Here is a 23,003-nt window from a genome sequence, read left to right on the forward strand (position 1 = left end):
TACTCATTATCTGACGAAAGCCTTGCGGCCCGGCAGATTATGCGTCAGTAGTACGACGCGGCGCACGGCTTGGCGGACGACGTTCGCCAGCGGCAGAAGCGCCAGCACCTTCACGGCGTTCACCAGGACGACCACGGCCACCTTCGCGACGTTCACCGCTGAAAGAACGCGGCGCACCGTTACCACGACGCTCGCCTGCTGCACCAGCCGGAGCTGCGCCAGCCGGACGTTCACGACGTGCTGGCTGAGGCTGTGCATCACCCAGCAGCTGCATGTTCATCGGCTTGTTCAGGATGCGAGTACGGGTGAAATGAGACAGAATTTCGCCCGGCATGCCTTTAGGCAGCTCGATGGTTGAGTGCGAAGAGAACAGCTTGATGTTACCGATATAACGGCTGCTGATATCACCTTCGTTGGCAATAGCACCCACGATATGGCGAACTTCAACACCATCATCACGGCCAACTTCAATACGATACAGTTCCATTTCGCCAGCGTCACGACGCTCACGACGTGGACGGTCACCGTCACGTGCCGGACGATCACCATCACGCGAAGGACGGTCGCCATCACGAGCCGGGCGACGATCGCTACGTTCGCTGCGTTCGCTGCGTTCGCCACGATCTTCAAATTCGCGACGTGGTGGACGGCTTTTGCCAACCGGATCCGCAGGAACGATCAGTGGACGTTCACCCTGAGCCATTTTCAGCAATGCTGCGGCCAGCGTTTCGATATCCAGTTCTTCTTCTTGCGGTTGCAGTTTAGCCAGCAGACCACGGTACATATCCAGATCGCTGCTTTCCAGTTGCTGCTGAACTTTAGCGGCAAACTTGGCCAGACGACGTTGACCCAGCACTTCTGCCGTTGGCAATTCCACTTCCGGGATTGCCAGCTTCATGGTGCGTTCTACGTTGCGCAGCAGACGACGTTCGCGGTTTTCAACAAACAGCAGAGCGCGACCAGCACGACCAGCACGACCGGTACGGCCGATACGGTGCACGTAGGATTCAGAGTCCATCGGGATGTCATAGTTGACAACCAGGCTGATACGTTCAACGTCAAGACCACGTGCTGCAACGTCGGTAGCAATCAGGATATCCAGGCGGCCATCTTTCAGGCGTTCCAGAGTCTGCTCACGCAGTGCCTGGTTCATATCGCCGTTCAGTGCTGCACTGCTGTAACCACTGCGTTCCAGCGCTTCAGCCACTTCCAGGGTCGCATTTTTGGTACGAACAAAGATGATAGCAGCATCAAAATCTTCAGCTTCCAGGAAACGAACCAGCGCTTCATTTTTACGCATGCCGAATACTGACCAGTAGCTCTGGCTGATATCCGGACGGGTAGTCACGCTTGACTGGATGCGCACTTCCTGTGGATCTTTCATAAAGCGACGCGTAATACGGCGGATCGCTTCTGGCATGGTTGCAGAGAACAACGCGGTCTGATGTTGAGCCGGGATCTGCGCCATAATGGTTTCTACGTCTTCGATAAAGCCCATACGTAACATTTCGTCGGCTTCATCGAGCACCAGACCGCTCAGGTTAGAGAGGTTCAGCGTGCCGCGTTTCAAATGGTCTAACAGACGACCCGGGGTACCAACAACAACCTGTGGACCCTGACGCAGTGCGCGCAACTGCACGTCATAGCGTTGGCCGCCGTAAAGTGCAACGACGTTAACGCCTTGCATATGTTTAGAGAAATCGGTCATGGCTTCGGCAACCTGAACCGCCAGTTCGCGGGTTGGTGCCAAAACAAGAATCTGTGGTGCTTTCAGAGAAGCATCAATGTTGTGTAACAGTGGCAGCGAGAACGCTGCAGTTTTACCACTACCGGTCTGAGCCATGCCCAGCACATCGCGACCATTTAACAGGTGCGGAATACATTCGGATTGAATCGGTGATGGTTTTTCGTAGCCCAGATCGGTCAGGGCAGCAATAATCGGAGCGGACAGCCCCAGGTCAGCAAAAGAGGTTTCAAGCTCAGTAGTCATGTACACGTGCCTCATTAATAATGGCAGCCAGTCTACATAACTCGTCGAGAAAATTTTCAGTCATTTTCATTGAAAAGTGTGAACCGGCTCAAAGTAGTTTATAAAACGAACAAAGCAACCCTCGCCCGTTAAGGCGATTAAAAATGGCATAGCACCATTGTTAATCAGGATGATATGTGTCGTCAGCTATTGCTGGTCCGATTCTGATAGGTCGTCTTGCTCTTGGCCCAAAAGCGCCAATTCCAACAATGCATAGCGGTGCTCAACAAAATTGTGAACGTTGTTAGCTACCGTCAGTTTGAACAATGCCGAAGCGCTGTTCTTGTCCCCCAGACTTAGGTAATGCTTACCTAAATAGAAGTCAGTTTCACTGAGATGCTCAGCGAGCGAAGTGTTATCCGTTGCTTCTGCCTTCAGGCGAACCATCAGCGTGGATTCGCTGATCTTGCCAAGGTAGAATTCGACGATATTCCATCCCCATTGCCCTCTGTCCGCTTTGTCATAGCGCTGCTGGAGCGCGACATCGGCATTCTTGGAATTGATTTCTCGCTCCACAAGATACAGCCATAACGAACGGAAGGGATCATTTGGATCGTCTCGATAAAACGCCTGCAAATCATCCTGCGCTAACGCATATCTGCCACCATAGTAAAGGGCGATACCGCGATTCAAACGCGCGTAATTGTAAGTTGGATCAAGCTCTAGTACAGAATCAAACGCTTCATAGGCAGCATCAAAATTGCCTGCCTGCGTTAGGTATATCCCCAGGTAATTAAAAACCTCTGGCATATCAGGACGAATAGATAGCGCTTGTGAAAAATCATTTCGCGCCAGCGCTCTTAGCCCGAGACTATCATACAGCACACCGCGCTCATATAATAGCTGTGCTCTCTCATCATCTGTTAAAGATCGACTGGCAAGTATTTGTTCCATACGCGCCAGGATCACTTCCTGCTGCAACGTCGGCTGCAGTGGGATCGCCAGGACTTCGTTTTTGCGCCAATCGTGGTTGCTGCATCCTGCCAACAAAAGTGTTGTCGCAACATAACAACAGCGCAAGAAAGGCTTCATTTCAACTCCCGAAGACAAACATTGGACAAACGTCCTGTTATCCGCTTGCTTAGCATAAGTGCATCCTGCACTCATGATACGAACAGCCCCCGGTCAAAAAACCGGGAGGCTGTAAACTACAGGTTACAGATTACTCTGCTGCTGGTTCAGCTGACTCGGCATCTGGCGTCGTCGCTTCTTTGATGCTCAAGCGTACACGACCCTGACGGTCAACTTCCAGAACCTTAACCGGTACTTCCTGACCCATCTGCAGATAGTCGGTCACTTTCTCTACGCGCTTGTCAGCGATTTGAGAAATGTGCACCAGACCTTCTTTACCGCCACCGATGGCAACAAAGGCACCAAAGTCAACGATACGGGTAACTTTACCCTGGTAGATGCGGCCAACTTCGATTTCGGCAGTGATCTCTTCGATACGACGGATAGCATGTTTCGCTTTTTCGCCGTCGGTTGCAGAAATTTTAACGGTGCCGTCATCTTCGATTTCGATGGTAGTGCCGGTTTCTTCGGTCAGCGCACGGATCACGGAACCACCTTTACCAATGACATCTTTGATTTTGTCAGAGTTAATTTTGATGGTGTGAATACGTGGAGCAAACTGAGAAATATCACCGCGCGGTTCGTTGATTGCCTGATTCATCACGCCCAGAATGTGCAGACGAGCACCTTTGGCCTGACTCAGAGCAGCCTGCATGATTTCGCGGGTAATGCCTTCAATTTTAATATCCATCTGCAGGGCAGTAATACCTTCGCTGCTGCCTGCGACTTTGAAGTCCATATCACCCAGGTGGTCTTCATCACCCAGAATGTCAGACAGAACCACAAAGTTGTCGCCTTCTTTAACCAGACCCATTGCGATACCCGCAACGGCGGCTTTAATCGGCACACCTGCATCCATCAGGGCCAGTGACGCGCCACATACGGAAGCCATAGATGATGAACCGTTAGATTCGGTGATTTCAGAAACAACGCGAACGGTGTAAGCGTAGTTTTCTGGCATCACAGCCAGCACACCGCGTTTTGCCAAACGGCCGTGACCGATTTCGCGACGCTTAGGTGAACCGACCATGCCGGTTTCGCCTACGGAGTACGGAGGGAAGTTGTAGTGGAACAGGAAGCTGTCGGTTTTCTCGCCCATCAGTTCATCAAGGTTTTGCGCATCGCGGGTGGTACCCAGCGTCGCGGTAACCAGCGCCTGAGTTTCACCACGGGTGAACAGCGCAGAACCGTGAGTACGTGGCAGTACGCCGGTACGCACATCCAGGCCACGGATCATGTCTTTTTCGCGGCCATCGATACGAGGCTCGCCTTTCAGCACGCGGCTACGTACCACGTTCTTTTCGATAGCGCCCAGCAGGTCACCGATTTCGCCAGCGTCCAGCGTTTCGTCTTGTGCCAGCAGGGTTGCAGTCACGTCAGCCTTGATCGCGTCAACGCGAGCATAACGTTCTTGCTTGTCGGTGATGCGGTAAGCGTCGCCGAGCTGAGATTCTGCCAGGGCAGCGATGCGCGCATGCAGGGCATCGTTGACCGCTTCTGGCTGCCAATCCCACTTAGGTTTGCCCGCTTCGGCCACCAGAGCGTTGATTTCGCTAATAACGATTTGTTGTTGATCGTGACCAAAGACCACGGCACCAAGCATCTGATCTTCGCTGAGGATTTCAGCTTCGGATTCAACCATCAGCACTGCGCCCTGAGTCCCGGCAACCACCAGGTCCAGTTTACTTTCTTTCAGTTCATCAGCCGTTGGGTTCAGCACGTACTGGTTATTGATATAACCCACGCGAGCAGCACCGATTGGGCCATTGAACGGGATACCAGACAGGCTCAATGCCGCAGAAGCACCAATCATCGCCACGATATCAGGGTTAACCTGTGGGTTCAGAGAAACCACGGTAGCAATCACCTGTACTTCGTTAAGGAAGCTATCCGGGAACAGTGGACGGATTGGACGGTCAATCAGACGTGAAGTCAGGGTTTCGCCTTCGCTTGGACGGCCTTCACGACGGAAGAAGCTGCCAGGGATACGACCGGCAGCGTAGGTACGCTCCTGGTAGTTCACGGTCAGTGGGAAGAAGCTCTGGCCGGCTTTGGCTTTTTTCTGGCCAACAACGGTAACGAATACAGCAGTGTCATCCATGCTTACCATTACGGCAGCAGTAGCCTGACGAGCCATCATACCGGTTTCTAAAGTCACGGTATGTTGACCGTATTGGAACTTACGAACAGTCGCTTTAAGCAATGTAATATCCTTTTTTGGTGACGCGCAGCTGTTATGACAGCAGTTCACATCAATTAATTCTGAACTTCACACTACATCCTCGCGACTAATGACAATCCTTAATCCGCTCATCGGGAATAAAGTCTCTCATTAGCCGCGCGAACCTCTGTAACGGAAGATCTCTCGAATAGATTACTCTTTTATAAAACATTTATTTCATAAAAAAGGTAGTAGAAACAACAGCTGTGTCAATATTTCGCTTTACCGTTGTTTCCTAGAATAAAGGGGCCAACTTGGCCCCTTTACACTGAAACTCGCTAACTTAGCGACGCAGACCCAGGCGTTCGATAACGCTGGTATAACGTGCTACGTCTTTACGCTTCAGGTAGTCCAGCAGTTTACGACGCTGAGAAACCATACGCAGCAGACCACGACGGCTGTGGTGATCTTTTTTGTGCTCTGCAAAGTGACCTTGCAGATGGTTAATTTGAGCAGTCAGCAGAGCAACCTGAACTTCGGTAGAACCACTGTCGTTAGTGCCACGACCGTAGTCTGCAACGATCTGAGCTTTAGCTTCAACGCTTAGAGACATAATTCACTCCAAAAATATTATAGTTTAATTAAACGGGCGCCGATCTCTAATTCAGCTACCCAATACACAAGCTGCGCTATTCTACTCTTTGAGTAGGCCGATCGCAACATGAGCAACACTGTGTTAACGAGCAAATCTGCGTCACAGATTTGTCGTTACTCAGGGTATTCGACGACCAGACGCTTAGGGGCCACGCGACCCTGATCGTCAATCTCGGCCACGCCGATAAACTTGCGTTCTTCGCCTTCGGTCATCCGCACCAGGCCGGATAATGGTGCCCCGGAGACCTGCACAGGTTGGCCCTGTTTCACGTAGCCGGCGACCACTGGCAGTAAATTGACTTCAGGAAAATCTTCGCACGGGCTGTCCATTGGCAACAGCAGCGGATCAAGCACCTCGCGCGGTTCGATGCCCTCGGCTTCGGCCTGGGCAATCAGCGCATTAAGCTGATCCATGGTCACCATCCGTTCCAGAGGATAGGTGGCAACCTGCAAACGGCGCAAAAAGCTGACATGCGCACCGCAACCGAGTTTTTCACCGAGGTCATCAACGATGGTGCGGATATAGGTGCCTTTGGAACAGTGAATTTCCAGCTCAACGTCGTGACCTTCCCAACGAATAAACTGTAACTCATACACCGTAATGCTGCGTGACTCGCGCGGAACTTCTATCCCTTCACGGGCATACTCATAGAGTTTACGCCCCTGGTATTTCAATGCGGAATACATTGAAGGGATTTGCTGTGTCTCACCACGAAAGCTTTCCAGCGCAGCATCTAACTCGGCCTGGCTAAAAGTCACCGGGCGTTCTGCAATCAGCTTGCCTTCGGCATCGGAGGTATCGGTGCGCTGTCCCATACGGGCGATCACGCGATAACGCTTATCGGAGTCGAGCAGAAAACGTGAGAACTTGGTGGCTTCACCCAGGCACAGCGGCAACATACCGGTAGCCAGTGGATCCAGCGCGCCAGTATGTCCTGCACGATTGGCGTTATACAGGCGTTTCACCTTTTGTAACGCGTCATTTGACGACAGACCCAGTGACTTATCCAGCAACAGAACGCCGTGAATATCACGGCCGCGGCGACGTGGACGACTCATCAGGACTCCTCGTTGTCGCCTGCTGCAGAACGACGCTCAGCATCGTTTCTCACTACGTTGGTCACCAGGTTGGACATACGCATGCCTTCAACCAGTGAGTTGTCGTAGGCAAAGGTCAACTCGGGCACCACGCGCAAACGCATGGCTTTACCAATCAGCGTACGGATAAAACCAGAGGCATCTTGCAGGGCCTTGATACCGTTTTTAATACGGTCAGGATCCTGTGGTGCGGTGGTCAATACGTCGAGGAAGGTAACAAATACTTTGGCATAAGCCAGGTCACGGGACACTTCAACACCGGAGACAGTGGCCATACCGACGCGAGGATCTTTCACTTCGCGTTGCAATATGATGGCAATCTCTTTCTGCATCTCCTGAGAGACGCGTTGGGTACGGCTGAATTCTTTAGCCATAATCTTTAACTCCACACGTTGACTTCGTCATGCTCAGCCCCTGTACCACAGTGGTGCAAGGTACAATATTCGGGTAAAGCTGATGACAAATAAGGGGGCGCAAGGCCCCCCCAATGGTTCTGAATGTAGTCGCAAAGCGGAACGTTAAGCGATGGTACGTTTGATTTCGATGATTTCGAAGACTTCGATCACATCGCCAGCACGTACGTCGTTGTAGTTCTTAACGCCGATACCACATTCCATGCCGTTACGGACTTCGCTAACGTCATCTTTAAAGCGGCGCAGGGATTCCAGCTCGCCTTCATAGATAACCACGTTGTCACGCAGAACACGGATTGGGTTGCTACGTTTAATCATACCTTCAGTAACCATACAGCCTGCGATAGCGCCAAATTTCGGTGACTTGAACACGTCACGAACTTCAGCCAGACCAATGATTTGCTGTTTGTATTCTGGTGCCAACATCCCGCTCATCGCCTGTTTGACTTCGTCAATCAGGTTATAGATAACCGAGTAGTAACGCAGATCCAGGCTTTCGTTTTCAACGACACGGCGAGCGGAGGCATCGGCACGGACGTTAAAGCCAAGGATGATTGCGCGAGAAGCGGCGGCCAGGGTCGCGTCGGTTTCGGTGATCCCACCAACACCCATACCCACGATCTTGACTTTGACTTCTGCCGTTGACAGCGCCTGCAAGGCATCAGAAATCGCTTCACAAGAACCCTGTACGTCAGATTTCAGCACGATGTTCAGTTCAGAAACTTCACCTTCGGTCATGTTCGCAAACATGTTTTCCAGTTTGGATTTCTGCTGGCGAGCCAGTTTGACTTCGCGGAACTTGCCTTGACGGTACAGCGCTACTTCGCGCGCTTTCTTCTCATCACGTACTACGGTGACTTCGTCACCCGCCGCCGGAACGCTGGACAGACCCAACACTTCGACAGGGATAGAAGGACCGGCACCGGTGATTTCACGACCCATTTCGTCGCGCATCGCACGCACACGGCCATATTCGAAACCACACAGGATGATATCACCCTTGTTCAGCGTACCTTCCTGAACCAGCACGGTAGCAACTGGGCCACGGCCTTTATCCAGGAAAGATTCGATAACTACGCCGCTTGCCATACCGCTGCGTACTGCTTTCAGCTCAAGCACTTCAGCCTGCAGCAGGATTGCGTTCAACAGTTCGTCGATGCCAGTACCTACTTTCGCAGAGACATGAACAAACTGAGACTCGCCGCCCCACTCTTCTGGCATAACGCCATACTGAGACAGTTCGGTTTTAACGCGTTCCGGATCAGCGTCTGGTTTATCGATTTTGTTAACCGCAACCACGATAGGCACGCCAGCAGCTTTCGCATGCTGAACCGCTTCGATGGTTTGTGGCATCACGCCATCATCGGCAGACACCACCAGAACCACGATATCGGTGGCCTGAGCACCACGAGCACGCATTGAGGTAAAGGCGGCGTGTCCCGGGGTATCGAGGAAGGTGATCATGCCATTTTCAGTTTCGACATGATAAGCACCAATGTGCTGGGTGATGCCGCCTGCTTCGCCTGCGGCTACTTTCGTTGAACGAATGTAGTCAAGCAAAGAGGTTTTACCATGGTCAACGTGGCCCATGATGGTCACAACAGGTGCACGCGGTTCAGCTGCTGCCTGAGTACCGGTATCACGGTCGCTCATCAGTGCTTCTTCCAGTTCGTTTTCACGACGCAGGATAACTTTGTGGCCCATTTCTTCGGCAACCAGTTGCGCAGTTTCCTGATCAATAACCTGGTTGATGGTGGCCATGGCGCCCAGTTTCATCATGGTTTTGATGACCTGAGAACCTTTAACTGCCATTTTGTTGGCCAGTTCGGCAACGGTAATGGTTTCACCCACCACAACGTCACGGTTGACGGCTACGACAGGCTTGTTAAAACTCTGTTGCAGCGTACTTGGCTTACGCTTGCCTTTACCACCACGGGTAACGGCACGAGCTTCTTCGCGATCGGCTTTAGATTCAGACAGTTTATTGCCTTTCTTCTGCTTGGTCGCTTTGCCACCGCGAGTACGGCTGCGGCGTTCGCCTTCAACTTTGGCGTCGTTTTCGTCTTCGGCAGCACGTGCGTGCTGGGAAGTGGTGACATGATAGTCGGCAGATTCGGATTCACTTGGCGCAACCGTTTCGGTCCACACGCCTGAGTCAGCCATTTTACGGGCTTCTTCAGCAACGCGACGGGCGTTTTCTTCGATTTTGCGTTGTGCTTCTTGTTCAGCTTTACGTTTAAGTTCTGCTGATTCTGCTTCACGGCGTGCTTTTTCTGCCTGAGCTGGCTTGGTTACTTCGTCGGTATGTTGATTCGTCACTTTATCTTTTTCCGCTGCGTCACGCTTAGCTTTATCAGCGGCCTCACGTTTGGCTTGCTCAACGGCTTCACGCTTCGCTTTTTCCAGAGCGGCCGCTTGTTGGGCCTGCTCCTGTGCTATGCGCTGTACCTGTTCTTCCGCTTCACGCTTTGCCTGCTCTTCCGCTTCGGCCTGAGCAATTTCTGCCTCGGTCATATCACGTTTGACATAAGTGCGTTTCTTGCGGACCTCGATTTGCACCGATTTACTCTTCCCGCCGGTGCTCGGAACATTAAGTGTACTACGCGTTTTGCGTTGCAACGTCAGTTTGTTTGTCGCATTTGAATTTCCACGGTTCAAATGCGCCAACAATGTCTCTTTTTCATGCTGGGTGACAGAGTCAGCTTCAGACTTGTCGATCCCTGCATCAGCAAATTGCTGTACCAGGCGATCAACCGGAGTTTGGATCTCCGCTGCCAGCGATTTTACGGTTACATCTGTCATGCTGTTCCTTCCTGCTACAGTTTATTACGCATTGTCGCCAAACCAACAGATATTGCGTGCGGCCATGATAAGTTCACCAGCCTGTTCGTCATTAAGACCTTCAACATCTGCCAGATCGTCAACACCCTGCTCGGCAAGATCTTCCAGCGTGCAAACACCGATTGCTGCCAGTTTAAACGCCATGCTGCGTTCCAAACCTGCAAGACTCAGCAGATCTTCAGCAGGCTTGTTGTCACCGAGACTTTCTTCCTGTGCCAGGGCCAGGGTGGTCAGCGCTTCTTTTGCACGTTCGCGCAGCGCATCTACCGTGTCTTCGTCCAGACCATCGATTTCAAGCAACTCGTTCACTGGCACATAGGCCAATTCTTCGAGCGTTGAGAAACCCTCTTCTACCAGGATCGTTGCAAAATCTTCGTCGATCGCCAGATACTTGGTGAAGGTAGCAATTGCAGCATGCGCCTCGGCCTGATGTTTGGCCTGCAGGTCGTCTGCCGTCATCACGTTCAGTTCCCACTTGTCATCATTGCGATGCTGTTTCAACAACTGGGAAGCTAAACGCACGTTTTGGCCATTACGGCCAATCGCCTGTGCCAGGTTGCTGGCTTCAACGGCGATATCCATGGTGCAGCGGTCTTCATCAACCACAATAGAGGCAACGTCTGCCGGAGCCATGGCGTTGATAACGAACTGCGCCGGATTATCATCCCAAAGGATAATATCAATACGTTCACCGCCCAGTTCACTGGAGACGGCCTGAACGCGCGCACCGCGCATACCGACACAAGCACCGACCGGGTCGATACGCTTGTCATTGGTTTTAACGGCAATCTTGGCGCGTGAACCCGGATCGCGGGCAGCGGCCTTGATTTCAATCAGCTCTTCGCCGATTTCAGGCACTTCAATGCGGAACAGTTCGACCAGCATTTCGTTGCGTGAACGGGTAACGAACAGTTGCGCACCACGTGCTTCAGGACGTACCGCATAAAGAACACCGCGGATACGGTCGCCGGAGCGGAAGTTCTCACGCGGTAGCATATCTTCGCGCAGGATAACGGCTTCTGCGTTGCTGCCCAGATCCAGAGCAATGCTGTCACGGTTAACTTTTTTCACCACACCGGTAACAATCTCGCCTTCCTGCTGACGGAACTGGTCAACGACCATGGCGCGCTCAGCTTCACGAACTTTCTGAACGATAACCTGTTTTGCCGTTTGCGTGGTGATGCGGTCAAAAGTAACGGATTCGATTTGATCTTCGACGTAATCACCCAACTGAATGGATGGATCTTCGTACTGTGCAGCTTCGAGTGTAATTTCGCGCGTCGGTTGGGTCACTTCGTCTACAGCAACCCAGCGGCGGAAGGTGTCAAAGTCGCCGGTTTTACGGTCGATGGTGACGCGAACTTCGATTTCCTGCTCGTACTTTTTCTTGGTCGCTGTCGATAAAGCAGTTTCCAGCGCTTCAAAAATCTTTTCGCGCGGGAGGGCTTTTTCATTAGAAACTGCTTCTACAACAGCCAGAATCTCTTTATTCATCCTAGTTGCCTCATCCTAACTTTAAAAGTGGGGTACCAGGTTCGCCTTCTGGATGTTGCTCAGTGCGAACACTTCATCTTTCCCATCCACCGTAACCGTGATCGTTTCGCCTTCGACAGCTTTGATTATTCCCTGCCACTTGCGGCGATTCTGCATAGCCATACGCAACACCACGCTCACTTCATCACCAATGAATCGTTGATAATGCGCTGCGGTGAACATAGGGCGATCGAGGCCCGGGGAGGAAACTTCCAGGTTATAGGCGACGGTAATCGGGTCTTCTACTTCGAGAACAGCGCTAACCTGGTGGCTGACATCAGCACAATCATCAACTGTGATCCCGTCTTCACTATCAATATAGATGCGTAGCGTCGACTGGCGAGCCCGTACGAACTCAATACCTACCAGCTCGAAGCCTAATGCTTCGACCGGTGCTGAAATCATCTCTGTTAATTTTTGTTCTAATGTGGACAACTCCACCCCCAAGACATAAAAAAAGGGCCTAATAGCCCAGTGATTCTGTTGCCAAATAACAAAAAACCCCGATAAATCGGGGCTTTATGCAACTGGACCCTATTTGCCGCATGGCGGCTTCGGTGCAACTTTCTAAAAGAATTCTTTTCAAATGGATACTCAGAATCACCGGGGAGATACTAGCAGTATATTTGAAAACAAAGACTTGAGGAAAGTGGTTGCGGGGGCCGGATTTGAACCGACGACCTTCGGGTTATGAGCCCGACGAGCTACCAGGCTGCTCCACCCCGCGTCCGAAAACGTGGCGAATACTTATTTTCGCGACTCGATGCCGCAAAATACTACGCCGATAACCGCAAGAATGCAAGTTATCAAAAGATTGGTACCGAGGACGGGACTTGAACCCGTAAGCCCATTCGGGCACTACCACCTCAAGGTAGCGTGTCTACCAATTCCACCACCTCGGCACTCTTTTTTTCTCAATCACGTTTACTGTCCAAGTAAGCGCAATTGTTTGAAAACCTTTTACTTCTTACTTCTTAGCACTGACTGTCAGGCGACAACTTATTTAGGAATATCACTGTTCGGCGCTGCAGGAGCGGCCGGTGCAGTTGTCTGCTCAGATTTCACTGGCTGACTCAAATTTTCCCACTGGCTGCCTTTTTGGCTCTTATTGGTGCTCATGTTCCCCAGAATCAAACTAATGACGAAGAACAGCGCCGCCAGAATAGCCGTCATGCGGGTCATAAAGTTACCGGAACCGCTCGAACCGAACAATGTGCCAGATGCACCTGCTCCGAAAGAGGCTCCCATATCTGCGCCTTTACCTTGTTGCAGCATAACCAGACCGATTAGGCCGATAGCTACGATAAGGAAAATTACCAGAAGAGCATCGTACATAGTTGTACCTGTATCCTTGCGGGATCACCGCGTGCTAATTGCTTCTCACCTGCTTCTTACTATGATTAGCTGCAGGTCTTCAAAGACCTACTGAAGCGGGTGTGAATACTAACCAAAGCGTTATGCTCACGCAAGGGCAATTTTCAGCTAAGTGTTCAATTGCGGAAAAAAGCGACAAACGCAGCAATTTTCAGGCCTTTTATGCCGACAAGATAAGCAACTTAACCGCGGATGCCCAGTTTGCGGCACAAAATGGCGATGCCGGCTCTTGATCTGCCGGCACCGTTTTTTGCTTAGGCGGCTTTCACCGCGTCGGCAATCAGGTTGGCCAGACGTTCCACCAACTCGGCATCTTCACCTTCGACCATTACGCGGATCAAGGGTTCGGTACCTGATTTACGCAACAGCACGCGACCTTTGCCCGCCAGTTGCTTCTCGACATCGGCAGTCACCGCTTTCACCTCGTCGCTTTGCAGCGGATCGTGCTCGCCGGTAAAGCGTACATTGACCAGGATCTGCGGCAGTAATTTCATACCACTGCATAAGTCATGCAGGCTCATATGGTTGCGAACCATCGCCGTCAACACCTGCAGCCCGGCAACAATGCCGTCACCGGTGGTGGTTTTGTCCAACAGAATAACGTGGCCGGAGTTTTCGGCCCCGATACGCCAGCCCTTTTCCTGCAGCGTTTCCAGCACATAGCGGTCGCCGACTTTGGCACGAGCAAAAGGGATACCCAGCTGTTTAAGGGCCAGTTCAAGTCCCATATTGCTCATCAGGGTGCCGACCACGCCACCGCGTAACTGGCCCTGACGCAGCCCCTCGCGGGCAATGATATAGAGGATCTGATCGCCGTCGACGCGATTGCCTTCATGATCCACCATAATGATGCGGTCGCCGTCACCGTCAAAGGCCAACCCCAGGTCAGCTTTCTCCTGCAATACGCGCTGTTGCAGCAAAGCAACGTCGGTTGCGCCACAGCCTTCGTTGATATTCATGCCATCCGGTTCGCAGCCGATGGCAATCACTTTGGCACCCAGCTCACGCATCACGCTTGGTGCAATGTGATAGGTCGCGCCATTGGCGCAGTCGACCACCATTTTCAGGCCACTAAGGCTGAGTTCTGCCGGGAAAGTACCTTTGCAAAACTCGATATAGCGCCCGGCGGCGTCAACAATACGGCTGGCTTTCCCCAGTTCGGATGAGTCGACGCAGGTCAGGGGTTTTTCCATTTCGGCTTCAATGGCTTCTTCCACATGGTCGGGTAATTTCGCGCCATCGATTGAGAAGAATTTAATGCCGTTATCATAATAAGGGTTATGCGACGCCGAGATCACAATGCCCGCTTCCGCGCGGAAGGTGCGGGTCAGATAGGCAATAGCCGGGGTTGGCATCGGGCCGGTAAAAGAGGCCGACAGTCCGGCGGCGGCCAATCCCGCCTCAAGGGCAGATTCCAGCATATAGCCGGAAATGCGCGTATCTTTCCCGATAATCACTTTACCCGAGCTGTGACGAGCCAGCACTTTGCCCGCCGCCCAACCGAGCTTCAATACAAAATCAGGCGTAATCGGGCTATCGCCAACCTTGCCACGAATGCCATCTGTACCAAAGTATTTACGGTTGCTCATAATTTATCTTTATCCCTTAGCTGAAAGTGTTGCTTCGACGATACGCATGGCCTGCACCGTTTCTTTAACGTCATGCACCCTGACAATCTGCGCGCCCTGCATGGCGGCAATCACCGCACAGGCAACGCTTCCCGTTACCCGTTGTTCCGGAGGCAGATGCAAAAGCTGGCCAATCATCGATTTTCTCGACATGCCGACGAGGAGCGGTAAACCAAAATGATGAAACTCGGCCAAGCGGGCCAGCAGTTCATAATTATGATTCAAATTCTTACCGAAACCGAACCCCGGGTCGAGCAACAATTTCTCTTTCGGAATACCGGCCTCAATACACTGGGCAATATGTTGCCCAAAATAGTGATCAACTTCAGCGATTAAATCAACGTATTGCGGCGCATGCTGCATTGTTTTTGGCTCGCCCTGCATATGCATCAGGCAAACCGGTAAGCCGCTCTCCACCGCCGCCTGCATCGCACCAGGTTCCTGCAATGAGCGGATATCGTTGATCAGGTGGGCACCAGCGCGAGCCGATTCGCGGATCACCGAGGCTTTGGAAGTATCCACCGACAGCCAGACGTCAAACCGGCTGGCCAGCGCCTCAACCACCGGCACCACGCGGGAAAGCTCTTCGTCATCACTTACCTCGGCCGCACCCGGACGGGTCGACTCGCCGCCAATATCAAGGATAGTCGCGCCGGCCTCCATCATCGCTTGCGCATGGCTAATCGCCAGATCCAGACGATTATGGCGACCCCCGTCAGAAAATGAATCGGGGGTAACGTTGAGGATCCCCATTACCTGAGGAAAAGTGAGGTCCAGTGTGCTGCCTTTTGCAGTGAGCTGCATGATGCCTTCCCGTCGCGCTGTTTTTGTGGGCTCAAAATGTAAAAAACCCCGGACAAGGCCGGGGTTTTAGTTTAATCAGTACAGGCTGTTGACGCAAAGCCCGCAATCAGCCATTTACTTACCGCTGAATTGCTCACGCATCGTATTGCCTGGGTTAGGCGTACGAGGCTCATCAACTGGCGTGGGTGCCTTAGGTGTACCGTTATCGTTTGAATCGTTGCTGCCGGTTTCATCCCAACCTGCTGGCGGACGAACCACTTCTTTACGCGTCATCAGATCGTCGATCTGCGGTGCATCAATGGTTTCATACGTCATCAGCGCTTTGGTCATATTGTGCAGGATGTCCATATTGTCATCCAGGATCTGACGGGCACGCTTGTAGTTGGTTTCGATCAGCAATTTTACTTCCTGGTCGATAATACGGGCGGTTTCATCCGACATATGCTTGGCTTTTGCCACAGAACGACCCAGGAACACTTCGCCTTCTTCTTCTGCGTAGAGAAGCGGGCCCAGTTTTTCCGAGAAGCCCCACTGAGTGACCATGTTACGGGCAATCGAGGTAGCCACTTTAATGTCGTTTGACGCACCGGTAGAAACCTTGCCAACACCGTAGATAATTTCTTCGGCTAAACGACCACCGTAGAGGGTGGAAATCTGGCTTTCCAGTTTTTCACGGCTGGCGCTGATAGCATCGCCTTCCGGCAGGAAGAAGGTCACACCCAGAGCACGGCCACGAGGAATAATCGTCACTTTATGTACTGGATCATGGCCTTTATCTTTCAGCAACCAGCCAATAATGGCGTGGCCAGCTTCATGATAAGCCGTCGACTCTTTCTGCGCTTCGGTCATCACCATGGAGCGGCGTTCTGCACCCATCATGATTTTGTCTTTGGCTTTTTCAAATTCAACCATCGACACAACGCGCTTGTTACCGCGAGCCGAGAACAGTGCAGCTTCGTTGACCAGGTTAGCCAAATCGGCACCGGAGAAACCCGGGGTTCCGCGGGCAATGACTGCTGCATCAATATCGGGAGACAATGGCACACGACGCATATGAACTTTCAGGATCTGTTCACGGCCACGAACATCTGGCAAGCCAACCACAACCTGACGGTCAAAACGGCCCGGACGCAACAGCGCTGGGTCAAGCACGTCTGGACGGTTGGTCGCCGCGATAACGATAATGCCTTCATTACCTTCGAAACCATCCATCTCAACCAGCATCTGGTTCAGGGTCTGTTCACGTTCGTCGTGACCACCGCCCAAACCTGCGCCACGCTGACGACCGACAGCATCGATTTCATCGATAAAGATGATGCAAGGTGCCGCTTTTTTGGCCTGCTCAAACATGTCACGCACACGAGATGCGCCGACACCCACGAACATTTCCACGAAGTCAGAACCTGAAATGGTAAAGAACGGCACTTTGGCTTCACCGGCAATAGCTTTTGCCAGCAAAGTTTTACCGGTACCTGGCGGGCCCACCATCAGTACGCCTTTAGGGATCTTGCCGCCCAGTTTCTGGAAACGGCTCGGTTCGCGCAGGTAATCAACCAGCTCGCTCACCTCTTCCTTGGCTTCGTCACAACCGGCAACGTCGGCAAAGGTGGTCTTGATTTGATCTTCTGTCAGCATGCGGGCTTTGCTTTTACCAAAGGACATCGCGCCTTTGCCGCCTCCGCCCTGCATTTGCCGCATAAAGAAGATCCAGACCCCTATCAGCAACAGCATCGGGAACCAGGAAATAAAGATAGATGCAAGCAGGCTCGGCTCTTCAGGCGGCTCACCAACAACTTTCACATTCTTCGTCAACAAGGTATCCAGTAATTTAGGATCGTTGACAGGGATATAGGTCGTGTATTTGTTACTGTCTTTCTTGGTAACGTTAATCTCACGGCCATTGATACGTGCTTCACGAATCTGGTCTTGGGTCAATTCGGACATGAAGGTAGAATAATCTACCCTACGGCCATTCGACTCGCTGGGCCCAAAGCTCTGAAATACAGACATCAATACAACCGCGATGACTAACCAGAGAATCAGGTTCTTCGCCATGTCACTCAAGGGATTAACCTCATATTACAACTGTGTTAACAAACAGCGTTAGGGTACTACAGTTTCCGCCCTGTCGCTACGATGTACACTTCTCGCGAACGTGCTCGGGAAGCGTCTGGCTTACGAATCTTAACCTTCGTAAACAGGGAGCGAATTTCCCGTAGGTATTCATCAAAACCATCTCCCTGGAACACCTTCACCAGGAAACTTCCGCCTGGTGCCAGTACATCTCGACACATATCCAGCGCCAACTCAACCAGATACATCGATTTTGGTATATCGACTGCCGGAGTACCACTCATATTCGGGGCCATATCGGACATGACCACCTGAACTTTGTTGTCTCCTACTCTATCGAGCAGGGCTTTGAGAACTAATTCATCACGAAAATCGCCCTGAAGGAAATCGACTCCAACGATTGGATCCATAGGTAAAAGATCCAAAGCGATAATCCGCCCTTTGTTACCAATCTGCGTGGCCACATATTGAGACCATCCACCAGGAGCTGCACCCAGGTCAACAACGGTCATACCCTGTTTAAACAGCTTATCGCTCTGCTGTATTTCATCAAGTTTAAACCAGGCACGGGAACGCAGCCCTTTTTTCTGTGCTTCTAACACATATTTATCGCTAAAGTGTTCCTGCAACCAGCGACTGGAGCTTGCAGAACGCTTTTTATTAGACATTATTTAGTAACCATATAGTGTTCAAACTACCCTGAGTTAGAGCCTTAACAACAAGCTCTTAGCGTCATTGCGTCTATGGCTAAGTCGTCTTGACACGTGACCCGGTTGCATACCGAGTTGGTGATAATGATGAGATGGCGGTAGAATGCACCGTTTTCAATCCCAACTTAAGTAAAAAAAGACGATGAATCTTAACAATAAGCAAAAACAGTACCTGAAAGGCCTGGCACATCCGTTAAAACCGGTGGTCATGCTGGGTAATAACGGCCTGACTGAAGGCGTGCTTGCCGAAATCGAACAGGCGCTGCAACATCATGAGCTCATCAAGGTGAAGATTGCAGCCGAAGAGCGAGAAACCAAGACTTTGATTGTTGACGCCATTGTCCGGGAAACCAAAGCGAACAACGTACAAGTCATCGGCAATATACTGGTGCTTTACCGCCCTGCTGCTGAAGACCGCAAAATCATCTTACCGCGTTAAGTCTTGAGAGTTTAACGAAAAGCGCGTTGGATTTAACGATTAAAGTTGCTATCTATACGTGGTTTTACAAAAGGCCTTAGCAGGCCTTTTCATTTTACCGCCAAAAGAGCCGGTAAAAAGAGCGGTAGTAATCACAAAACCACCGCCCCTCCACGCCAAATTAAATATATTCTACTTTCAGCACTTCGCACTCGACATCACCGCCAGGCGTTTTGATAACCACAACGTCATCTGGCTCTTTGCCAATCAGGCCACGGGCAATCGGCGAGTTCACCGAGATCAGATTCTGCTTAAAGTCAGCTTCATCATCACCCACAATGCGGTAAGTCTGCTGTTCATCAGTGTCGAGATTCATTATGGTCACGGTGGCACCAAAAATAACCCGCCCTGAGACCGGCATCTTCATGATGTCGATAACCTGAGCGTTGGATAATTTGGCTTCAATTTCCTGAATACGCCCTTCGCAGAACCCTTGCTGCTCACGTGCAGCATGGTACTCGGCATTTTCTTTCAAGTCGCCATGCTCGCGGGCAGTGGCAATATCAGCAATAATTTTGGGGCGACGAACGCTCTTCAGATAATCAAGTTCTTCACGTAATCTTTCAGCGCCACGCAATGTCATCGGAATCGGTTTCATATTTTCACTACCTCTAACTATGTCCTTTGGTCAAACACCGTCCTGAATTTATCAGGTAGAAATCAAGCCTTTGAGGTTGACTCGCTCTGGCGATAAACAAAAAAAACCTCACCCGGGGTAAACACCAGGCCAGGAGGGGTTTTTCATTTTGAGTGGTATTTTACCGTAGAGTTCCTTTGGGATCATCGTTTACTTTCACCCACGTTGCGCCCCCGTTCGTTGCATCGTAGTATGGCAACCATGTCATCCAGCAGTTATCCAGAGCCTATACTCAAAATAATGCGTTTTTTACGAATTGTCAGTGGATTAGCCTGCGCGATTGCTCTTAATGCAAACGCAGCGCAGGTAGAAAACTATACTCAATATCTGCCGGAAGGTACAAATCTGTCAGTACTGGTACAGAAGATTGGCGCAACCACGCCCGTTCTCGATTACCACGGTGATCAAATGGCCTTACCCGCCAGTACCATGAAAGTGCTCACCGCGCTGGCCGCCTTGTTACAGTTAGGCCCGGATTTTCGCTTTAATACCACGTTGGAAACCAAAGGCAGTATCAGCGATGGCATACTTCGCGGCGATTTAATCGCCCGTTTTGACGGTGACCCGACGTTTAAGCGTCAGAATATTCGGAATATGGTCGCAGTATTAAAAAAACAGGGCGTCAAAGAGATCAGCGGCAATGTGGTGATTGATACCTCGGTGTTCGCCAGTCACGATAAAGCGCCAGGCTGGCCGTGGAATGATATTACCCAGTGTTTTAGCGCCCCGCCGGCCGCTGCCATTGTCGATCGCAACTGTTTTTCGGTATCACTTTACAGTGCTGCCAAAGCGGATGAGAACGCGTTTATCCGCGTAGCCTCTTATTATCCGGTCCATATGTTTAGCGAAGTGCGTACGCTGGCCAAAGGCTCGCCGGATGCGCAATATTGCGAACTGGATGTTGTTCCCGGCGAGTTCAACCGCTTTACACTGACCGGTTGTCTGACGCAACGCAGCGATCCCTTACCTTTGGCCTTTGCCATTCAGGATGGCGCTGCCTATGCCGGGGCGATCCTCAAAGATGAGCTGTTACAGGCAGATATCCAGATTGATGGCACCTTAAAACGTCAAACGCAAGCCACCCCGGCCGGTACTATATTGGCGCAAACCCAATCGGCACCGCTGCACGAGCTGCTGCATATGATGTTGAAAAAATCTGACAACATGATTGCCGATACCGTATTTCGCACCATTGGTCATCAACGCTTTGGCGTACCCGGTACCTGGCGTGCGGGTTCCGATGCCGTGCGTCAGGTGTTGCGCCAAAAGGCAGGCATTGAGCTGGGCAACTCCATTCAGGTAGATGGATCCGGATTATCACGCCACGATCTGGTGTCGCCAAAGACCATGATGCAGGCGTTGCAGTATATCGCCGAGCACGACAAGGAACTGGATTTTATCTCCATGCTGCCATTGGCCGGTCATGATGGCACCTTGCAATACCGTGGCGGTCTGCATGAAGCGGGGGTCGATGGCAAAGTCTCGGCAAAAACCGGTTCTCTGGCAGGCGTCTATAATTTGGCCGGGTTTATTACCACCGCCAGCGGTCAGCGTTTGGCATTTGTGCAGTATCTTTCGGGTTATGCCGTTCCTCCGGAAGATCAGCGCACGCGCCGGGCACCTTTAGTTCGTTTTGAGAGCCGTCTGTATCGCGATATTTATCAAAACAACTAAGCGACTCAATCACTAAGAGCATAAACACTTTTTATGAAACTGCTGATAGTCGAAGATGACGAGCTGTTGCGCCAGGGGCTGACCCTGGCGCTAAACGGCGAAAATTATGCCAGCGATAGCGCCGCCAGCGCCGCTGAGGCCAATGCTTTGCTGCAAAGCAGTCAATACAGCCTGATCATTCTGGATTTGGGGCTGCCCGATATCGATGGCGCTACCCTGTTGCGTCAGTGGCGTCGACAGAATATTGCCTTGCCGGTGCTGATTTTAACCGCCCGTGATGCGCTGGAAGACCGTGTTGATGGGCTTGATGCCGGGGCTGATGACTATTTGGTCAAGCCTTTCGCGCTGGTCGAACTTTTGGCCCGCGTCCGCGCGCTGATCCGCCGCTATCAGGGGCATAGCGATAATTTGATGGTGGTCGGCAACCTGACGCTAAATCTCTCCAGCCAGCAGGTCTACCAGCAGGAACAGCTGGTAGAGATCACCCCAAAGGAGTTCGCCATTCTCTCCAGGCTGATTATGCGTGCCGGGCAAACCGTTAATCGCGAACTGTTGCAGCAGGATCTCTATTCCTGGCAGGACGATTTGGGATCCAATACCCTTGAAGTGCATATTCATAATTTGCGCCGCAAGTTGGGTAAAGATCTGATCCATACCGTACGCGGCATTGGCTACCGTCTGGATACGCCCGCATGACCAGCATGCGGCGGCGGTTGTTGGTGATGCTGGCGCTGATTCTATTTGTCACGCAGTTGACCAGTGTTTTCTGGCTATGGCATGAAAGCCAGGAGCAGATTAACTTACTAGTTAATGACACCCTATCGGCCAAGGTGCGCAATGCCCATGTCGAAAAGGAGATTGCCGAAGCCATTGCCTCGCTGATTGCCCCTTCGTTAACCATGCTAGCAGTCACACTGCTGCTCTGTTTCTGGGCGATAAGCTGGATCATCAGCCCCCTCAGGCAGTTGCAAAAACGCCTTGAGACGCGTTCTGCCGATAACCTCTCTCCCTTGCCATTAAACAGTGAGATCAGCGAAGTCGTGGCCGTGACCCGAGCGATCAATCAGCTACTTTCCCGACTGTCACACACTATTGCCCAGGAAAGACTCTTTACCGCCGATGCCGCCCATGAACTGCGTACTCCGCTGGCCGGGCTGCGGTTACACCTTGAATTGATGGATAAAAACGGGGTTGCAGGCAGCAGTATGCTGATCGGCCGTATCGATCAATTAATGCATACTGTCGAGCAGTTGCTGATGCTTTCCCGCGCCGGACAAAACTTTGCCAAAGGGCAGTATCAGCAAGTGGATTTGCTTAACCATGTGCTTGAGCCTTTGCGTGAAGAGCTTGCTGAAATGCTCGCCGGACATCAGCAACGTCTGGTAACCCAGGGGCAAATCCAGCGTGAAGTAGAAGGCGATGCGGTCCTGTTGCGATTAATGCTGAGAAACGTGGTTGAGAATGCCCATCGTTATAGCCCGCCGAACAGCGATATCACCATAACGCTCGCAGAACGCGATCAGGGCGTGTTGGTACAGATTGATGACTGTGGGCCGGGAATTGATGAGAAAATGGCAGGTGAGTTGACTGAGGCCTTTAAACGGGCCGATCAACGCTTTGGCGGCAGCGGTCTGGGGCTCAATATTGTTTTGCGCATCATCAATCTGCACGGTGGCCATTTGCGTCTGCTTAATCGTCAAAACAGCCCAGGGTTAAGCGTCCAGTGCTGGTTACCCTTCCGGGCCTTTACCCCTAACAGCGGCGAATAAAAAAGGCCGCTGTTAAGCGACCTGAGTTTGATGACAAAGTCGTCTTGATGATCGAG

Annotated in this window: 20 protein-coding genes and 2 tRNA genes; 4 read left to right on the forward strand and 18 right to left on the reverse strand. The window is 51.7% G+C overall.

From position 1 onward, the window contains the following. Nucleotides 1-37 precede the first annotated feature (37 nt). The 17 genes from GW590_RS02915 to rlmE form a co-directional block, all read right to left on the reverse strand. Entirely contained in the window at nucleotides 38-1,990 is a 1,953-nt protein-coding gene (locus GW590_RS02915) for a DEAD/DEAH family ATP-dependent RNA helicase (protein WP_169401502.1), read from the reverse strand. Then, nucleotides 1,980-2,060: a protein YrbN gene (gene yrbN / locus GW590_RS24595; RefSeq protein WP_096335046.1), complete on the reverse strand. Its 81-nt coding sequence runs from the start codon at nucleotides 2,058-2,060 to the stop codon at nucleotides 1,980-1,982. Before yrbN ends, GW590_RS02915 begins: the two co-directional genes overlap by 11 nt. A 116-nt stretch (nucleotides 2,061-2,176) precedes the next feature. Continuing rightward, nucleotides 2,177-3,061 (reverse strand): lipoprotein NlpI, encoded by an 885-nt coding sequence (gene nlpI, locus GW590_RS02925; protein WP_169401503.1) that lies wholly within the window; start codon nucleotides 3,059-3,061, stop codon nucleotides 2,177-2,179. A 130-nt stretch (nucleotides 3,062-3,191) separates the two neighbouring features. Next, nucleotides 3,192-5,303: a polyribonucleotide nucleotidyltransferase gene (pnp, locus tag GW590_RS02930; protein WP_169401504.1), complete on the reverse strand. Its 2,112-nt coding sequence runs from the start codon at nucleotides 5,301-5,303 to the stop codon at nucleotides 3,192-3,194. A 301-nt stretch (nucleotides 5,304-5,604) separates the two neighbouring features. Then, nucleotides 5,605-5,874 (reverse strand): 30S ribosomal protein S15, encoded by a 270-nt coding sequence (gene rpsO / locus GW590_RS02935; RefSeq protein ID WP_169401505.1) that lies wholly within the window; start codon nucleotides 5,872-5,874, stop codon nucleotides 5,605-5,607. Between the two features lie 155 nt (nucleotides 5,875-6,029). Further along, a complete protein-coding gene (truB, locus tag GW590_RS02940; protein WP_169401506.1) occupies nucleotides 6,030-6,974 on the reverse strand; it encodes a tRNA pseudouridine(55) synthase TruB in 945 nt (314 codons plus the stop codon). Then, nucleotides 6,974-7,387, reverse strand: coding sequence for a 30S ribosome-binding factor RbfA (gene rbfA / locus GW590_RS02945; protein WP_169401507.1), 414 nt, complete (start codon nucleotides 7,385-7,387; stop codon nucleotides 6,974-6,976). Before rbfA ends, truB begins: the two co-directional genes overlap by 1 nt. A 144-nt stretch (nucleotides 7,388-7,531) precedes the next feature. Then, nucleotides 7,532-10,228, reverse strand: coding sequence for a translation initiation factor IF-2 (gene infB, locus GW590_RS02950; protein WP_169401508.1), 2,697 nt, complete (start codon nucleotides 10,226-10,228; stop codon nucleotides 7,532-7,534). Nucleotides 10,229-10,252: 24 nt separating this feature from the next. After that, complete coding sequence (gene nusA, locus GW590_RS02955; RefSeq protein WP_169401509.1) at nucleotides 10,253-11,761, reverse strand: transcription termination factor NusA; 1,509 nt, start codon at nucleotides 11,759-11,761, stop codon at nucleotides 10,253-10,255. 21 nt (nucleotides 11,762-11,782) lie between these two features. Further along, on the reverse strand, nucleotides 11,783-12,235 hold the full coding sequence (rimP, locus tag GW590_RS02960) for a ribosome maturation factor RimP (protein WP_169401510.1): 453 nt from the start codon (nucleotides 12,233-12,235) through the stop codon (nucleotides 11,783-11,785). A 215-nt stretch (nucleotides 12,236-12,450) separates the two neighbouring features. Next, nucleotides 12,451-12,527 (reverse strand) — tRNA-Met (locus GW590_RS02965). 88 nt (nucleotides 12,528-12,615) lie between these two features. Next, nucleotides 12,616-12,702, reverse strand: a tRNA-Leu gene (locus GW590_RS02970). 97 nt (nucleotides 12,703-12,799) lie between these two features. Further along, on the reverse strand, nucleotides 12,800-13,135 hold the full coding sequence (gene secG, locus GW590_RS02975; protein ID WP_169401511.1) for a preprotein translocase subunit SecG: 336 nt from the start codon (nucleotides 13,133-13,135) through the stop codon (nucleotides 12,800-12,802). Nucleotides 13,136-13,428: 293 nt separating this feature from the next. Beyond that, on the reverse strand, nucleotides 13,429-14,763 hold the full coding sequence (gene glmM, locus GW590_RS02980; protein WP_169401512.1) for a phosphoglucosamine mutase: 1,335 nt from the start codon (nucleotides 14,761-14,763) through the stop codon (nucleotides 13,429-13,431). 9 nt (nucleotides 14,764-14,772) lie between these two features. Beyond that, on the reverse strand, nucleotides 14,773-15,606 hold the full coding sequence (folP, locus tag GW590_RS02985) for a dihydropteroate synthase (protein ID WP_169401513.1): 834 nt from the start codon (nucleotides 15,604-15,606) through the stop codon (nucleotides 14,773-14,775). A 114-nt stretch (nucleotides 15,607-15,720) separates the two neighbouring features. Further along, nucleotides 15,721-17,661, reverse strand: a complete 1,941-nt coding sequence (gene ftsH, locus GW590_RS02990) for an ATP-dependent zinc metalloprotease FtsH (RefSeq protein WP_169401514.1) — start codon at nucleotides 17,659-17,661, stop codon at nucleotides 15,721-15,723. 56 nt (nucleotides 17,662-17,717) lie between these two features. Then, a complete protein-coding gene (gene rlmE, locus GW590_RS02995; protein ID WP_169401515.1) occupies nucleotides 17,718-18,347 on the reverse strand; it encodes a 23S rRNA (uridine(2552)-2'-O)-methyltransferase RlmE in 630 nt (209 codons plus the stop codon). Nucleotides 18,348-18,531: 184 nt separating this feature from the next. Between rlmE and yhbY the strand changes: the two genes are divergently transcribed. Then, nucleotides 18,532-18,828 (forward strand): ribosome assembly RNA-binding protein YhbY, encoded by a 297-nt coding sequence (gene yhbY / locus GW590_RS03000; RefSeq protein ID WP_169401516.1) that lies wholly within the window; start codon nucleotides 18,532-18,534, stop codon nucleotides 18,826-18,828. 160 nt (nucleotides 18,829-18,988) lie between these two features. Here yhbY and greA read toward each other — a convergent pair whose 3' ends face one another. Next, complete coding sequence (gene greA, locus GW590_RS03005; RefSeq protein WP_169401517.1) at nucleotides 18,989-19,465, reverse strand: transcription elongation factor GreA; 477 nt, start codon at nucleotides 19,463-19,465, stop codon at nucleotides 18,989-18,991. A 279-nt stretch (nucleotides 19,466-19,744) separates the two neighbouring features. On the opposite strand from greA, the gene dacB reads away from it, so the two are divergent. Genes dacB through pmrB form a run of 3 tightly spaced genes read left to right on the forward strand, consistent with a single transcriptional unit; the run spans nucleotide 19,745 to nucleotide 22,947 of the window. Continuing rightward, nucleotides 19,745-21,178 (forward strand): serine-type D-Ala-D-Ala carboxypeptidase, encoded by a 1,434-nt coding sequence (dacB, locus tag GW590_RS03010; protein WP_169401518.1) that lies wholly within the window; start codon nucleotides 19,745-19,747, stop codon nucleotides 21,176-21,178. A 33-nt stretch (nucleotides 21,179-21,211) separates the two neighbouring features. Further along, complete coding sequence (pmrA, locus tag GW590_RS03015; protein ID WP_169401519.1) at nucleotides 21,212-21,874, forward strand: two-component system response regulator PmrA; 663 nt, start codon at nucleotides 21,212-21,214, stop codon at nucleotides 21,872-21,874. Beyond that, a complete protein-coding gene (gene pmrB, locus GW590_RS03020) occupies nucleotides 21,871-22,947 on the forward strand; it encodes a two-component system sensor histidine kinase PmrB (RefSeq protein WP_169401520.1) in 1,077 nt (358 codons plus the stop codon). Before pmrA ends, pmrB begins: the two co-directional genes overlap by 4 nt. Nucleotides 22,948-23,003: the final 56 nt, after the last annotated feature.

Origin of the sequence: Rouxiella aceris, from assembly GCF_012933545.1 — a bacterium.
GTDB classification, from domain to species: Bacteria; Pseudomonadota; Gammaproteobacteria; order Enterobacterales; family Enterobacteriaceae; genus Rouxiella; species Rouxiella aceris.